Source organism: Flavobacterium tibetense (assembly GCF_003293845.1).
In the GTDB taxonomy this organism is placed as follows: domain Bacteria; phylum Bacteroidota; class Bacteroidia; order Flavobacteriales; family Flavobacteriaceae; genus Flavobacterium; species Flavobacterium tibetense.
In genome coordinates this window covers 1-14,126 of record NZ_QLST01000006.1, presented here as the reverse complement: position 1 = coordinate 14,126, position 14,126 = coordinate 1, and the positions used below count along the sequence as shown (strand labels likewise).

Below are 14,126 nucleotides of genomic sequence, written 5' to 3'. Positions count from 1 at the left end.
AACGCCCTTTATGAAAAATGGTTTAGCATTTCTTTTCATTCTTTTGGTAGCATGTAAACCCGATGTTACTGAAGTTTCTAATTTACAACAACAAATAGATAGTCTTTCTTTAGAATTAAAAACTTTAAAACAAGAAATTCAAAAAGATTCAATTCCAAAAGAAGTTTTGGTTGAAGAAAAAGAATCACAACCCAATAAACCAACTGTTTTAAAAGAAGTTGAAGTTCCACAACCAAAAGAGGAAATTGCTCCTAAAAAGAAAGAAAATCCAGTTGTTTCATCCAAAAATGATACTACTTACCATTATTTCAACGACGGAAGACTTTCTGTAAAAATTGCACCTAGATCGGAGCGACAAAAAATTTGGATTTATTTACCCAATGGTGAAGTAATTTATGAATTGGAAAACATTTTGATGAGTTATTCGTCTCACAATACGTTATATTTCAGAACTGATGGCTCGTTGGAAAGAGTTTCTAGTAGTTTTAATCCTGGAGCGAGTTTGTACATGTATAAAACGGAAACTTATTTTCAAACCAATAACGAACCTAAATATAAATTAGAAGAAAAAACACCAAATACTTTGGAAGAACAAATGAATAATAAATGGCTTTGGAACAGCAAAACAAGGAGTTGGGTCAAACAAGAAATTGTAATAGAAACTAATTTCCCAAAGCAATAAGAATTCTAAATTTCTAACTTTCGTTTTAATTTTAAAAAGAGTAGTGCGGTTATGTAAGCGTCACCACTTGCAGTATGTCGGTCTGATTTTCTAATTTTATAAACATCGCATAATTCATCTAGCGAAGTGTGTTGGTCTTGTTGAAAATGCTTTAGTTTTTGGTACATAATATCCGTATCCATGTATTCATTTTTCAAAGTACCCAAATTCATTCTGTTTAAAGCTTGATTAATCATTTCGATATCAAAACTTACGTGATGTCCTACCAAAGTAGCATCTTTTATAAAATCTAAAAAGCGAATTAAAGCTTCTACTTCAACTACTTTTTCTGGACCTTCTTTCAAAATTCCGTGAATAGCAACTGTTTCTGGATTGAAAATATCTTGTTTGATAAAAACTTCTATAAAATCATTAATTTCTACTCGATTATTGAGAATTCCAACGGCTCCAATTGATAAAATTCGGTCTTTTTTGTAGTTTAAACCCGTAGTTTCGCAATCAAAAACCACATAGCGCTTGATTTTACTCTTATTTTCATCGAAATAGGAGAGATAGGTTTCCCAAAATTTGGGATGGTCTTGCACTATTTTTTTAAACCAATTGAACTTCATTTATTAAGTGAAATAAGTTAATTGAAAGCGGTTTTTGATGACTTCTTGCACATCATTTATAGGTTGAAATGCGTTCTTAAGTTTTACTTTATCTAACTTCGATAACTCATTTAAATTCAAATACCTACCATCTGAATTCATATTTAATCCTTCTTCTGTTCTGAACTTTAAAAGACTTAAAAAAGCTTCGGCACAAGCTTCATAAATTACAGCATTTTGCGGTTCTTTTTCTGCTAATTTGGTAAAGCGATAAACGGTATTGGTACTTTTTTTAATTCCTTGGTGTAAACTTAAAATTCTAGCGGCATCAATTAGCGGCATCAAAGCACGACTTTTGATATCGAAAGCATCTTTATGTTCGCCATCACTTTCTACCAAAAACTGGCGGAAAAAGCCTAATGGTGGCGGATTTTTCAAAGCATCGGCGCCTAAATACGCAAAAAATAAGTCGTTCTTTTTAGTTTCTTCAAAAATAGTTGCCGTGATTTCATTTACCAAGGTTTCATTTCCAAAAACAAAGTTATAATCGAAGAAAATCGTACACATTAAAATACCTTTTTCTCCAGGCGAGTGAATCCAACCTTTGAACTGACTTTTCCAATCGGTTACTGATTTGCACCATTTGGGATTCATAGCCATCATTTCGGCAGGACAATATTCGTAGCCAATTTTATGCAATCTTTTATTTACTTTTTCCGCTAGTTTTACAAAATACGTTTTTACTTCATCGTATTTTTCATCTTCTACATCTTCAAAAACAATGGCATTGTCTTGGTCGGTAAGTAAAAGTTGTTCTTTTCTTCCTTGACTTCCAATGTTTATCCATGAAAATTGGGCTGGAGGAGGAGTTTCCATTTTTTCTAGCGAAAGTTCAATGCAGCGTTGGGTTATGGCGATATTGATTTCACCTACAATCGAACAAATATGGTTAATTGGAATGTTTTTATCGATTGAATTTTGGATTAAATCGGTTACTTTTTCTCTTACAACCTTTAATTCCTCTGTATTTGTTGCTCTTTTTGTTTGTTTTAAAAGAACGCCAGGATTATTCGCTTGTGCAACAATAACATCATGCTCGGAGATAATTCCTGTGATTTCGGATTGATCGGTTCCATCTTTGGTTACACATAAATGACCGACATTGTGTTTTAGCATCATCATTTGTGCTTCGGCAATCGATAAGTTCTCAGGAACAGTAATTACGGGAGTCGACATGATTTTATCAATAGTAACATCGATGGAGAACAAACCTGTTGCGATTTTGGAACGTAAATCTTTATCGGTAACAATTCCAATAGGTAAGCGGTTTTCATGAATAATGATACTTCCAATTTTTCTACTGGACATCGTTTGTGCTACGTAACGAATAATATCTGATTTTGAAGCCGTTATTGGTGATTTGGTATAATTAATAGGTTGATAATGTTGAATATTATCGGTTTGTGAATCATAAATAACATTTTCCGAAATTAATTTTCCTTTGTGATTTTTATCGTAAGGATTTCTAGTATTGGAAGCAAAACTTTGGAGTAAAAACTGCAAAACTTCCACATTATTAATAGCGATTGGGCGGAAAATTTCAATTGGAATAGCATAAACAATACTTTCTTCACGAGCTTTAGCTGTCATTAAGTAATTATCTTTGGCAAAAAACGGACGTAAGCCTAAAATATCACCTTCGTCACATTTGTCAATTAAAACTTCATCAGCATCAGAAGTTACTGATAAACCAATAGCGCCGTTAGCTACTACATAAAAACAATCATGTATAGCATCATTAATTTTAAAAAGAACATCATTTTTTTCTAAGTAAATAACTTTAATATGATTGGCAACTATAACCAATTCTGCATATTGTATTTTAGAAAAGGGATGATGTTTTTTTAAAAAATCGGATATCCGTTCTGCAATAGGGTTTTTCATGACTTTGTAAAACTTTGTACGAAGTTACAATATCTTTTAAATAGAATGAAATTAAATTTTCTATTTTACATAATGTATATTATAGTTCAAAAGTAAATAATATAAATTTCAAAAACAATTGTATAAAAACGAATTTAATACTATTTTTGCAATCCTTATTAAATATACTCCAAAAAATGGAAAATAAATACGCACAGAAACTAATTGAAAAGATTCAAAAAGAACTTTTGCAAAATCAATTTGATGTAGCATCTATTGTTACTGATTTGAAAAAAATTCGTGAATATTCTTTAGAAGAACAAAATCCTGTTGTTACCAAAGCTTTACGTTTGGCTTACGAACATTTAGAAGCAAATAATGCCTTTTTAATTGCGATTCCAGATGATGAACCAATTGAAGATGAAGTTGATTCAGATACAGCTAACTTTTCAGATGAAAATAATATGGAAAGTTTTGAGTATTTCTTGTCGTTGATTCACGATTTAACTAAGAAAAACAACTTGTTAGATTTAAAAGAATATAATGCTGCTTTTTTAGCTTTTTAATCTTAAAAACTAGCTTCTATTTTACATAATATCAAATCGGTCCAAAAGACCGATTTTTTTATACATTATTTAACGTTGTTATTTCACTAAAAAAATTAAATTTGTTTTCCCAAATTTAGTTACTCAAAAACATGAAAGTAAGAAAAAAATCAAGATCGCAATTATTGCATCAGTATTATAAATATACGGGATTCTACTCGTTTATTTGGCAAGGTGTTAAAAGCGCTATTTTGCCAACAGCTGTTATTGTTGGTATATTATTTTATGTTAATTATAAAGTTATAAATTTAAATGAAGGTTTGCAGCAACTCACTCAAAATTTGAATGATTTTGCAATTTTTGGAGTTTTTCTTGCTTCCGAAACGATTTTAGGAATTATTCCACCAGATATTTTTATTGCTTGGACAAAAAGTACCAGTTCACCACTACTCTATCTGGCTATTTTAGCTATATTATCCTATATTGGTGGTGTTTTAGCCTATTTTATTGGAATGACAATTGCTGCTATTCCAGCGGTAAATAATTTCTTGTACGGAAAAATGGCGCGTCACATTATTAATATGCAAAAATGGGGTGGCTTTTTAATTGCTGTTGGTGCTTTACTTCCATTACCATTTGCAATGGCTTGTTTGGCTGCCGGAATGATTAAATTTTCGCGTAAACATTTCTTTTTATTCGCCTTATTACGATTTTTCCGTTTTATTATTTACGGATTCCTTATCTATTCTGCTTTATCATGATGAAATTTTTTAAAATAATCGCTTGGTTAGAAGGCGTTTCGTTATTGGTTTTGTTTTTTAACATGTTAGCTATAAAACCAACAAATTTTGATATCTATAAAATGTTGTTATTTCCAATTGGAATGGCTCATGGAATATTATTCATTCTCTACATTGCTTTAGCGACTTTATTGAAAATTGAGCTGAAATGGGATTTTAAAAAGTATTTCATTATTTGTATTGCTTCGTTTATACCATTTGGTACGTTTTACATAGAAAAGAAATACTTGAATTCACCAGCGTAAATGAAATTATTTAATTGGGCATACGAAATATTAAAAAACTTTGATTGCAACGAAACCTTCGCTGTTTATACCAATTTATTTGTAAATATTGCGGTATTAATTGTGGTTTCGTTCATTTTAGATTATATCTTTAAAAAGATTTTTATCATTATTTTGGCCATTTTTGCTGCTAAAACTAAATCAACTTTCGATGATTTTTTGGTTGCTAATAAAACAGCTAAATACATCGCGCATTTGGTTCCGTTGTTGTTTATTTACAAAACGGTTCCTATTATTTTACACGATTTTACGTATTGGGAAGGCATTTTTGAAAAAGGAGTTAAAATCTACATTATTATTCTTTCCCTTTGGATAACTCGAAGTGTTTTCAATGCATTAAAAGATTATCTAAAGGAACAACCACGTTTTAGCGACAAGCCAATCGATAGTTACATTCAAGTAATTATGATTGTATTGTGGACGTTTGGTATTACTTCATTCATCATGATTTTGTTTGATACGAATGCTAAAACCTTATTCACCACTTTTGGAGCGATTTCGGCTTTAATTATTTTGATTTTCAAAGATACCATTCTTGGATTTGTGGCTAGTATTCAGGTTTCTGTGAATGATATGGTGCGAATTGGCGATTGGATTACTTCTGATAAATTTGGAGCCGATGGTGACGTAATTGAAATTAACTTGGCAACCGTTAAAGTGCGTAATTTTGACAATACCACAACAACAATTCCAACGTACAGTTTAATTACAGATAGTTTCAAAAACTGGCGTGGTATGCTTAAGTCCGACGGAAGAAGAATCAAACGTCATGTTTTAATTAAAGCCAATTCTGTTCGTTTTATTGAAACACAGGAATTGGAAAAGTTCAAGCAAATTCAACACTTGACTAATTATATTGAGCATCGTCAATCGGATATTGATAAATTCAACCAAAATAATAATGTAGACAAGTCGGTTATTGTAAATGGTAGAAACTTGACGAATTTAGGTTTGTTTCGAAAATACATCAATCAGTACATTCAATCGCATCCTGGAATTAATAAAGACATGATGTTGATGGTACGACATTTACAACCAACAGAAAAAGGAATTCCAATAGAAATTTATTGCTTTTCAAAAGATAAAACTTGGGCAAGCTATGAATACATCATGGCTGATATTTTTGATCATGTGATTGCATCAGTAAAATACTTTGATTTGGAAATCTTTGAATTGCAATTTACACACGAAACTAATTAACAATAGATTCTTAATAACTTACTATAACCTTCAAGAAATTGAGGGTTATTTTTTTTAACTTTAGATAACTATAAATCAAATTGCTATGAAAACTAAAGATGAAACCATTTTGGAAATTAGAGGCGCTTCCATTGGAACAATTTTTGAAAATTCTAGTGCCGAGGAAAAGTTTCAAAATCAGACGTTGCGACCTATTTTGAAATTTCAAAACGATTTATTTTTGGAAGTATTCAAAAATTATGCTACCAAACAAAAAGGCGTTTTTTTTACGTTGAATCCGGATAAAAAAATGCAATACATTGAGAATGTCATTCAAAAAGACATCAAATTTAGAAATTCATTAAAAGGAATTATTATTGGTCTTTTTACCATTTCTGAATACAAAGAATACATTCAAAATTCGTCTAATATTAATAAACGTATGATGAATTTATTAATCGAACGATTGAGAAGCCAAGTGCAACTTTTAGAGTAAATCACTTTAACAAAATAGTAACAGCAACTGCTTTGCAAAATCAGTAATTAAATTTACATTTGCGACATGAAATTGTATGCTATTGCTAAAAATATAAGATTCCAGAAAGCCTTATGGTTATTCATGGCTTTCTATTTTATAAATAGTATCGTAGACGCACCAAACGTTGTTGGTAATACTGTTGCTCCTTTCAACGAACAAGAATCTATTATTGAGTTAGTAATAGAAAAAGTATTGGATTTTGGTGATGTTATTCCAGAAACCAATGATACGGATAACCAAGAGCAAACTTCTCTCAAAAAACTAAAGTTGGAAGTTTATTTTTCTGCTTTAAAGTTAATGTTCTTGCAACCCTTATTTAATTTCAATACCAAAACGTTTGGCTACACCAGTTCTAGTGTAGAAAATCCATTTTATACCATTTTTTCACCACCGCCCGAAACGATTGTTTAATTTATGCAAATGCACTCTTATTTTCAAATTTATAAATAAGAATCTTGTTAATTTAAATCAATCAATACCTTATGAAAAATAATTTATTAGGCATGTTCATCATTGCCATGTCTTTTCACGTTTCAATACTTTCTGCTCAAGTTGATGAAGAAAAAATCAACCAAATTAAAGATAGTTTATATATTTCTGCAGTTGAAAAAAAATCTGGTAAACCAAAAGTTTTACACGCCGAACCTTTGTATATTGACCTTATTAGAGATTTAGGTGCTCGAAAGGGTGAAAAAGAATGGAACGTAGGTTTAGGCTTGACGGATAACCAAAGTTTTGACGAATATTTAGCTTTGGTGGAATACGAATGGGCGCCAATAGACCGATTAGGTTTAGAAGTGGAATTACCCTTTTCTTTTTATTATCCAGTAAATGGCAATCAAACCGCACCCAATAACCGCTTGAATAGTTTGAAAATGGCTGCACAATATACTTTTTTAGTTTCCGAAAAAGCAAAAACATCTTTAGCTTTAGGTTATATTCACGAATTTGAATTGACGGATTTCAATAGTTATAATAGCGACCGATTGGTAACAGGAAACGTCTACAATCCGTTTTTTGTTGGTGCGAAACGTTGGGGAAACAATTTCCACACTTTAGTTTATACTGGTCCTTTGTTTTTTCATCATTTTGCTGATAATAGTACTTATACCTCATGGCAAGTTAATAGTAACTTTCACTATATGATTCCTGGTACTCGCAACTTTATTGGAGTAGAATTCAATAAAGAATTCCAAAAAGATGATTTTGATATGACTATTCGTCCGCAAATGCGTGTAGAAGTAACCAAACAAATCCTGATTGGTATCGTAACGGGAATTCCAATTGAAAGAGAAAACCAACGTTTCAGTTCGTTTTTACGTTTAATTTACGAACCCGGACATTAATAAAATTCTCGAAAAGTCGCAGATTAGCAAAAGTTGGATTCGTCTTTCTTTGCTTCTTTGCGACTTTGCGAACTTTTTATCTAATAAATCGATTCACCATTCAAATCCGTACTCAAGACTTCGCTCATATAATTAAAAAATGGTCGCATGGCTTGAAAAGTGGCTAAAACTTCTTCTTGAAAATTAGGCGCCAAAACCTCTTTATCAGAAAAACTGCGACTAAGCAAATATTGTTTTTTACGAATCAAATCAATGGCTGGATGTGTTTTATCGAAACCTTTTGGAGCGGTTTTTAATTCTTCGCCTTTTAGTTCTCCAAAGAATTTCTTGAAAGTGGCATCAGCAATTATGGTTCTAATTTCATCATCATCCATTTCAAATTCTTTACGGATGCGATTCAAATCTACAGGATTGGGTTCCCAAAATCCGCCACCAACAAAACTTCCACCAGGTTCAATATGCAAATAATAACCACCACGAAGCAAAGGTTTGGTTCGAGTAAAACCAACACTAAAATGATTTTTATAAGGCAATTTATCTTTAGAAAAACGCACATCGCGATAAATTCTAAAAATCTGAATGCGTTCAATGCTATCTATTTTTCCCAACTGCTCACCTACTGATGTAAAAAACGCTTTGGCTAATTTTTGTTCCGTTTCAAAAGCTTTTTTATGTTCTGCAAACCAATCGCGGTTGTTGTTTGCTTGGAGTTGGTTTAGAAATTCTAAGGTTGATTTTTGTAACATATTTTTTAATTTATTTAGCCATTTTTTAGCCACAGATTACACTGATTAGCACAGATTACATACTTTAAAAATCCTTTTAATCCTTTAATCCGTGGCAATAATGAATATTTATTTCTCAAAACGATTTTTTAAATCCATTAAGGTTTTTCCGTGCGGATTTGGTTTTTCGTTTTCGTCTAAATTTACCATGGTGATGTTATCGATGGTGATAATTGTTTCTTTGGTCATCATGTTTCGTACCACACTTTTCAGCACTACGGATGATTTTCCAAATTTTGCCACATCAATACCAATTTCCACGATATCACCTTGTTTAGCGGCACTCATGAAATTGATTTCACTAATGAATTTGGTAACTACTTTTGGATTATTCAATAAAACAATGGTAAATAAAGCGGCTTCTTCATCAATCCAAGCGATTAATTTTCCACCAAATAAAATGCCATTGGCATTCAAATCTTCTGGTTTAACCAGTTTGCGCGTATGAAATTGCATTTTTGTTTTAAAGGTAAGAATTTTGGGAGAAATTTGGATATATTTGTTTCTATTTAGTTGTTGACAGAATTATTACAAAATGAAAAAAGAAAATATAGCACCCAACATACAATCGCACGTTGAAGTTACTAGTTCAGATGAACGTATAAAAAGTGCTAATTTATTGGTACATCCAGATTCGCGTTTGGATTCCGCTTTAGCAAAATTTCACCCAATTAGCGATTCTAATATTCCTTTTCGAGATTTAACAAATGCTGAAACCAAACGAGAAAGTATTAGAAAACTCATAGATAAATTAGACGTTACCAAGAGCCAAAGGTATCAACGAACACTCGAAGACACCTATTGCAATGTGTATTCTTATGATTTTTGCTATTTTTCAAAGGTGTATTTACCTACGATTTGGTGGACAGATGAATCCCTTGAAAAAATACGTAATGGAGAAGATGTTGTTCCTGTTTTTAACGAAACGGTTCTTCCTATCTACTCTAGCGCAATACATGATTGGTTTTTAAAATGGGGCGCTAGTTTTGGTTGGAAAAAAATGACAGATTTAGATGAAATTCAACATAAAGTAAATACAGAAGGTGGAGTTGGAATTATTTGTGCCAAACGAAAAATTGTAGGTCTTTCAGGACACATCGTACCTATTGTTCCTGAAACCAATTTAAAAAAGGCTTACCGTGAAAATGGTAAAGTTATTTATCCGTTGCAATCACAAGCTGGAAAAATAAATTACAACTACTTTTCAAAAGCAAGAAAAGATTGGTGGAATCAGGAGCGCTATTCTTCACATGTTTTTTATTACCATGAATAAACGCTTATTTAACAACCAATTATAATTAATTTATTACTTTACTTAGTCCATTAAAATCAATGAAATCAAATCAGAAAAACAACTATTACTGGGGAATTGGATTAGAAAACGAAACGTACATGCAGTTCGAAGAATCGCTTATTGTTCCAGGTACATTTATACAAGAAAAAATTGGTTGTGAACGATATAGTATTGATTACAGAAAATGTTATAAATCGGGAAGTTTTTTAAGTGTTTTGGAAACCGCTTTTGATAAGACTAAAAATTATAAAGTAAGTAGAATGATTAATAGTCATTCACTGGATAAACTAGATGTTAACTTTCAACATAAAACATTAACCAACATAATACCATTGGTAGACAATCCAGAATACCAAGGAAAATCAATTCTAGAGGTTTTTTTAAAAGACCAGCCGTATAATATTCAAAGTATGCTTACTCAAAAAAACAATCCTATGGGATCTGTAAATTTTGATGGCGATTCAATCGAATTTGTAACAAAATATTTTGAAAATAGAACAATAACCGATTCGTGTGAGGAATTAAAAGCTACAAAACAGTTATTTATTGATAAAATTAATGAATCCAATGTTTTTTCAGAAAAGTTGAATTTTCCAGATTATAACATCGGACTCAATATGTTTATATCCAATCAGGAAAACATAGTGCTGTTTAATAATGGAACCTACCATTTTCATATTACTTTACCAACACTTACTGAAAAAAGCAGGATTGTAGATTACCCTAGTTTTGATGCTAAACATGCCAACGCCATCTACTTACTACAATGGTTTGAACCTTTTTTCATTACAACATTAGGCAGTCCAGATATTATGGGTGTAATTAGTACAAAGTATAACTTAGATGAAAAATTTGCTTCAGGTTCTATGAGAAACGCCATGTCGCGATACACAGGAGTGGGTACCTTTAATAAAGCTATGCCAAAAGGAAAAATTCTAACTTATCAGGTAGATGAATTTAGAAAACTTTTGCGCTTTAGTAAAGAAGACGCTATTTGGTGGCGCGATCAAGTTGAAGCTACTTTAGATTACGAATTACTTACCGATATTGGTCTTGACTTTAATCAGGAAAAAATGTACCAAAGCGGTTTTGAATTTAGAAGCTTTGACGAATTTCCTTCCAGTTATTTAAACGATGTGCTTTTAGCAATTGTATTGATTTGCGAACACTCCTTACATCTTCCAAATGTACCTTGGGGACACGATAGTATTGTATGGAATAATTTAGTTTTTAAATCATTAAAATACGGTTTTCAAACAGAAATTACTACCGAAGAAAAACAGGAAATTTTGGATGTATTACAACTGTTAAACCCTGCCGACGAAAACTTTAGTACACTACAAACAGAATTACAAGCAATTGTGCAACTCGATGAATTTTTCTTTAAAATTCTAACACTATTATATGCTACTTACAAAGATAGTAATAGCTGTATTGATGCCATGTTGGGACAAAAAATGAGCGCACCTCCTAAGTGGGATAATTTTAATAAATACCAAGTAGAACAACACCTAAAACAGATTGCAGCTTTGGAATAAAAACACTACTAGCATTCAAATCTAAAGACTTAACCAGTTTGCACGTTTAAAATTGCATTTTTGTTTTAGAGGTAAGAATTTTTGGAGAAATTTGGATATATTTGTTAATATTTAAATTAATTTAAAAATTGATTATGGAAGAATTATTAAGACAAATTGAAGAAAGAAGAACAAGTTTTAAAACTGACAGTTATTCTATGTCAATTGGCGAATTGGTTAATTTATATGAAAATAATGAGATAATTATAAGACCTGAATATCAAAGATTGTTTAGATGGTCACATGGTCAAAAAGTAAAATTAATAGAATCAATTATGTTAGGAATTCCAATTCCCTCAATTTTTGTTTATCAAGATGAAAGTGGTATTTGGGAATTAGTTGACGGTTTACAAAGAGTATCAACTATATTACAGTTATTTGGTGTTCTATCTGAAAGTGAACCTCTTGTGCTTGAAGGTACAAAACATATACCAAGCTTAGAAGGTTATAAATGGGATAATGAAGACAAAGACAAAGAATTACCTCAAGGTATTAAATTAGCAATTAAGAGAGCAAAAATACATTTAACAATAATTTTAAGTGAGTCTGATAAGCGAGCAAAGTTTGAAGTTTTTCAAAGATTGAATACTGGTGGGTCAAATGCATCAAATCAAGAAGTTAGAAATAATGTTATGTTAATGATTAATCCCGAAAGATATAATTGGTTTAATGAATTAGCTACAAACCCAGATTTTCAAGAAACTTTATCTCTATCTGACAGATTGTATGAAGAACAATATCATATGGAATTAGCGTTGAGATTTATAGCTCTTGCACATTATAATTATAATCATAAAAAAGATGTAGGAGATTATTTAGACGATATAAATGAAGATATACTGAATAGTGAAATCTTTGATTTTAATGGTGTTAAATCAAATTTTGACTTAACCTTTCAAACTTTGAATAGGATCCTTGGAGAAAAATCCTTTAAAAAGTTTAATGGGGCTGATTTTAAAGGTAAATTTTTAGAATCTTCTTTTGAAGCTATTTCAGTTGGAATATCATCTAATATTTCGAATTATGTATTACCAGAAGAAGATGAAATTATCCGAACAAAAATTAAATTACTTTATGAACAAGAAACTTATATTCAAACTTCAGGTTCGGGCTCAAATGCAAAAAATAGAATTCCTAAATTAGTACCATTTGCAAAGGAACATTTTGTTAAATAATGGCAAAAAAGGTATACACTTTTGATCAACTATCCAAAACGATTGGAGAAGATTATGCTTGGAGACGTAAAGAGTTAAAATTAGTTAACGATTTAGTTTCTAATAATCCTAGTCCAAAACAAAATGCTGCATTAAGATTTGCAATACCAATTTTGTATGCGCATTGGGAAGGTTTTGCAAAAAAATCAACGGAAATTTATCTTGAATTTGTTGCAAAAAAATTTTTAAAACACAGTGAGCTTAAGTCTCAATTTATTGCTCTTTCATTATCAAAAAAACTGGGTAGTTTAGAAATTAAAAACATTGAAGAAAAGACAAAAACAATTGATTTTTTAATAAATGAATTTGAAAAAAAATCAAATATTTTAACTACGAATGTTATTCAAACTAAATCTAATTTAAGATATGATATTTTTAGAGAAATTATTTTTATAATAGGTCTTGATGAAACAAAATTTATAAACTATAAAGGTTTAATTGATGATTTGGTAGATTCAAGAAATAACATTGCACATGGAGAATTTTTAAAAGTAGATTTTAATACTTACCAAATTATTTTCAATGAAATACAAGAGTTAATGGACTTATTAAAGACTGAAATTGAAAACTCTGCATTACTTGAAGAATTCAAAAAAAGTGTTTGATTTTAAAAATTTTATCTTTCCCTTCCTTTCAAAACTTCCACCACATCATTTAACTCAAAACCTTTTGCTTGCAATAGAATCAAATAGTGAAACAATAAATCGGCACTTTCAGATAAGAACAAATTGTCGTTGTTGTCTTTGGCTTCAATGACTACTTCAACGGCTTCTTCACCTACTTTTTGCGCTATTTTGTTAATGCCTTTTGCAAATAATGAGGCAACATAACTCTTTTCTGAATCAGCATTATTTTTTCGTTCTGCAATCGTGTTTTCTAATTTTGATAAAAATCCAAATTCTTGATTATTAGTTTCTTGCCAACAAGTATCTAAACCTGTGTGGCATGTTGGACCAGCGGGTTTTACTTTTACTAAAAGTGTGTCGTTATCGCAATCTTCTTTAATGGAAATGAGTTCTAAGAAGTTGCCACTCTCCTCGCCTTTTGTCCACAATCGGTTTTTTGTACGACTGAAGAAGGTTACTTTTTTGGTTGCCAATGTTTGGTCTAATGCTTCTTGGTTCATGTAGCCTAGCATTAAGACGTTTTTAGTTTCGTTGTCTTGGATAATAGCTGGGATTAAGCCGTCTGTTGTTTTATTAAAATTTACTTTCATATTTTGTTTTTTTTATTTTTACCACATAGAAACATAGGTTTTAACTATATAGCTTTTAGTCGTTGTACTTTTCATAGTTTACATAGCTATGTCTAAATGCAATGCTATGATTTACTCTCTAAAATTGATTTTCTATGTTTCTATGTGGTTTGA

The 14,126-nt window shown here is 30.9% G+C and carries 17 protein-coding genes; 12 read left to right on the top strand and 5 right to left on the bottom strand.

Annotated features, from left to right (window positions below; genetic code table 11):
* The first annotated feature begins 10 nt into the window (after positions 1 to 10).
* A complete protein-coding gene (locus DPN68_RS05875) occupies positions 11 to 682 on the top strand; it encodes a hypothetical protein (RefSeq protein ID WP_113988723.1) in 672 nt (223 codons plus the stop codon).
* 5 nt (positions 683 to 687) lie between these two features.
* Here DPN68_RS05875 and DPN68_RS05870 read toward each other — a convergent pair whose 3' ends face one another.
* Positions 688 to 1,293: a 3'-5' exonuclease gene (locus DPN68_RS05870; RefSeq protein WP_113988722.1), complete on the bottom strand. Its 606-nt coding sequence runs from the start codon at positions 1,291 to 1,293 to the stop codon at positions 688 to 690.
* A 3-nt stretch (positions 1,294 to 1,296) separates the two neighbouring features.
* Positions 1,297 to 3,216: a DUF294 nucleotidyltransferase-like domain-containing protein gene (locus DPN68_RS05865; protein WP_113988721.1), complete on the bottom strand. Its 1,920-nt coding sequence runs from the start codon at positions 3,214 to 3,216 to the stop codon at positions 1,297 to 1,299.
* A 176-nt stretch (positions 3,217 to 3,392) separates the two neighbouring features.
* Between DPN68_RS05865 and DPN68_RS05860 the strand changes: the two genes are divergently transcribed.
* From DPN68_RS05860 to DPN68_RS05830, 7 genes are all read left to right on the top strand, one after another.
* Complete coding sequence (locus tag DPN68_RS05860; protein ID WP_113988720.1) at positions 3,393 to 3,761, top strand: hypothetical protein; 369 nt, start codon at positions 3,393 to 3,395, stop codon at positions 3,759 to 3,761.
* 131 nt (positions 3,762 to 3,892) lie between these two features.
* A complete protein-coding gene (locus DPN68_RS05855; RefSeq protein ID WP_113988719.1) occupies positions 3,893 to 4,501 on the top strand; it encodes a short-chain dehydrogenase in 609 nt (202 codons plus the stop codon).
* A complete protein-coding gene (locus DPN68_RS05850; RefSeq protein ID WP_113988718.1) occupies positions 4,498 to 4,785 on the top strand; it encodes a DUF3817 domain-containing protein in 288 nt (95 codons plus the stop codon). The genes DPN68_RS05855 and DPN68_RS05850 overlap by 4 nt, the downstream gene beginning before the upstream one ends.
* The gene (locus DPN68_RS05845; RefSeq protein ID WP_113988717.1) at positions 4,786 to 6,024 is read left to right on the top strand and encodes a mechanosensitive ion channel family protein; all 1,239 of its coding nucleotides are present in this window, start codon (positions 4,786 to 4,788) and stop codon (positions 6,022 to 6,024) included.
* An 85-nt stretch (positions 6,025 to 6,109) separates the two neighbouring features.
* Positions 6,110 to 6,499 carry a glyoxalase gene (locus tag DPN68_RS05840; RefSeq protein WP_113988716.1) on the top strand — a complete coding sequence of 130 codons (390 nt, stop codon included), beginning with the start codon at positions 6,110 to 6,112 and terminating at the stop codon, positions 6,497 to 6,499.
* A gap of 66 nt (positions 6,500 to 6,565) precedes the next feature.
* Complete coding sequence (locus DPN68_RS05835; RefSeq protein WP_113988715.1) at positions 6,566 to 6,952, top strand: hypothetical protein; 387 nt, start codon at positions 6,566 to 6,568, stop codon at positions 6,950 to 6,952.
* A gap of 71 nt (positions 6,953 to 7,023) precedes the next feature.
* Entirely contained in the window at positions 7,024 to 7,887 is an 864-nt protein-coding gene (locus DPN68_RS05830; protein ID WP_113988714.1) for an HAEPLYID family protein, read from the top strand.
* Between the two features lie 80 nt (positions 7,888 to 7,967).
* Here the strand turns inward: DPN68_RS05830 and DPN68_RS05825 are convergent, their stop codons facing one another.
* Together DPN68_RS05825 and DPN68_RS05820 are read right to left on the bottom strand one after the other, a co-directional pair.
* Positions 7,968 to 8,633: a DUF2461 domain-containing protein gene (locus DPN68_RS05825; protein WP_113988865.1), complete on the bottom strand. Its 666-nt coding sequence runs from the start codon at positions 8,631 to 8,633 to the stop codon at positions 7,968 to 7,970.
* A gap of 108 nt (positions 8,634 to 8,741) precedes the next feature.
* Positions 8,742 to 9,128, bottom strand: coding sequence for an acyl-CoA thioesterase (locus DPN68_RS05820; RefSeq protein ID WP_113988713.1), 387 nt, complete (start codon positions 9,126 to 9,128; stop codon positions 8,742 to 8,744).
* Between the two features lie 79 nt (positions 9,129 to 9,207).
* Here DPN68_RS05820 and DPN68_RS05815 point away from each other — a divergent pair, with 79 nt between their 5' ends.
* From DPN68_RS05815 to DPN68_RS05800, 4 genes are all read left to right on the top strand, one after another.
* On the top strand, positions 9,208 to 9,945 hold the full coding sequence (locus DPN68_RS05815) for a hypothetical protein (RefSeq protein ID WP_113988712.1): 738 nt from the start codon (positions 9,208 to 9,210) through the stop codon (positions 9,943 to 9,945).
* Positions 9,946 to 10,004: 59 nt separating this feature from the next.
* On the top strand, positions 10,005 to 11,504 hold the full coding sequence (locus tag DPN68_RS05810; protein WP_113988711.1) for a hypothetical protein: 1,500 nt from the start codon (positions 10,005 to 10,007) through the stop codon (positions 11,502 to 11,504).
* 134 nt (positions 11,505 to 11,638) lie between these two features.
* Positions 11,639 to 12,718, top strand: a complete 1,080-nt coding sequence (locus tag DPN68_RS05805) for a DUF262 domain-containing protein (RefSeq protein ID WP_113988710.1) — start codon at positions 11,639 to 11,641, stop codon at positions 12,716 to 12,718.
* The gene (locus tag DPN68_RS05800) at positions 12,718 to 13,362 is read left to right on the top strand and encodes an MAE_28990/MAE_18760 family HEPN-like nuclease (RefSeq protein WP_113988709.1); all 645 of its coding nucleotides are present in this window, start codon (positions 12,718 to 12,720) and stop codon (positions 13,360 to 13,362) included. Before DPN68_RS05805 ends, DPN68_RS05800 begins: the two co-directional genes overlap by 1 nt.
* 11 nt (positions 13,363 to 13,373) lie before the next feature.
* On the opposite strand, the gene hisIE is transcribed toward DPN68_RS05800, so the two are convergent.
* Complete coding sequence (gene hisIE / locus DPN68_RS05795) at positions 13,374 to 13,973, bottom strand: bifunctional phosphoribosyl-AMP cyclohydrolase/phosphoribosyl-ATP diphosphatase HisIE (protein ID WP_113988708.1); 600 nt, start codon at positions 13,971 to 13,973, stop codon at positions 13,374 to 13,376.
* Positions 13,974 to 14,126 lie beyond the last annotated feature (153 nt).

What these genes read in the sequence shown, in the direction of transcription:
- DPN68_RS05875 (WP_113988723.1), top strand. Translation starts at nt 11, where the DNA reads ATGAAAAATGGTTTAGCATTTCTTTTCATTCTTTTGGTAGCATGTAAA.
- DPN68_RS05870 (WP_113988722.1), bottom strand. Translation starts at nt 1,293, where the DNA reads ATGAAGTTCAATTGGTTTAAAAAAATAGTGCAAGACCATCCCAAATTT.
- DPN68_RS05865 (WP_113988721.1), bottom strand. Translation starts at nt 3,216, where the DNA reads ATGAAAAACCCTATTGCAGAACGGATATCCGATTTTTTAAAAAAACAT.
- DPN68_RS05860 (WP_113988720.1), top strand. Translation starts at nt 3,393, where the DNA reads ATGGAAAATAAATACGCACAGAAACTAATTGAAAAGATTCAAAAAGAA.
- DPN68_RS05855 (WP_113988719.1), top strand. Translation starts at nt 3,893, where the DNA reads ATGAAAGTAAGAAAAAAATCAAGATCGCAATTATTGCATCAGTATTAT.
- DPN68_RS05850 (WP_113988718.1), top strand. Translation starts at nt 4,498, where the DNA reads ATGATGAAATTTTTTAAAATAATCGCTTGGTTAGAAGGCGTTTCGTTA.
- DPN68_RS05845 (WP_113988717.1), top strand. Translation starts at nt 4,786, where the DNA reads ATGAAATTATTTAATTGGGCATACGAAATATTAAAAAACTTTGATTGC.
- DPN68_RS05840 (WP_113988716.1), top strand. Translation starts at nt 6,110, where the DNA reads ATGAAAACTAAAGATGAAACCATTTTGGAAATTAGAGGCGCTTCCATT.
- DPN68_RS05835 (WP_113988715.1), top strand. Translation starts at nt 6,566, where the DNA reads ATGAAATTGTATGCTATTGCTAAAAATATAAGATTCCAGAAAGCCTTA.
- DPN68_RS05830 (WP_113988714.1), top strand. Translation starts at nt 7,024, where the DNA reads ATGAAAAATAATTTATTAGGCATGTTCATCATTGCCATGTCTTTTCAC.
- DPN68_RS05825 (WP_113988865.1), bottom strand. Translation starts at nt 8,633, where the DNA reads ATGTTACAAAAATCAACCTTAGAATTTCTAAACCAACTCCAAGCAAAC.
- DPN68_RS05820 (WP_113988713.1), bottom strand. Translation starts at nt 9,128, where the DNA reads ATGCAATTTCATACGCGCAAACTGGTTAAACCAGAAGATTTGAATGCC.
- DPN68_RS05815 (WP_113988712.1), top strand. Translation starts at nt 9,208, where the DNA reads ATGAAAAAAGAAAATATAGCACCCAACATACAATCGCACGTTGAAGTT.
- DPN68_RS05810 (WP_113988711.1), top strand. Translation starts at nt 10,005, where the DNA reads ATGAAATCAAATCAGAAAAACAACTATTACTGGGGAATTGGATTAGAA.
- DPN68_RS05805 (WP_113988710.1), top strand. Translation starts at nt 11,639, where the DNA reads ATGGAAGAATTATTAAGACAAATTGAAGAAAGAAGAACAAGTTTTAAA.
- DPN68_RS05800 (WP_113988709.1), top strand. Translation starts at nt 12,718, where the DNA reads ATGGCAAAAAAGGTATACACTTTTGATCAACTATCCAAAACGATTGGA.
- hisIE (WP_113988708.1), bottom strand. Translation starts at nt 13,973, where the DNA reads ATGAAAGTAAATTTTAATAAAACAACAGACGGCTTAATCCCAGCTATT.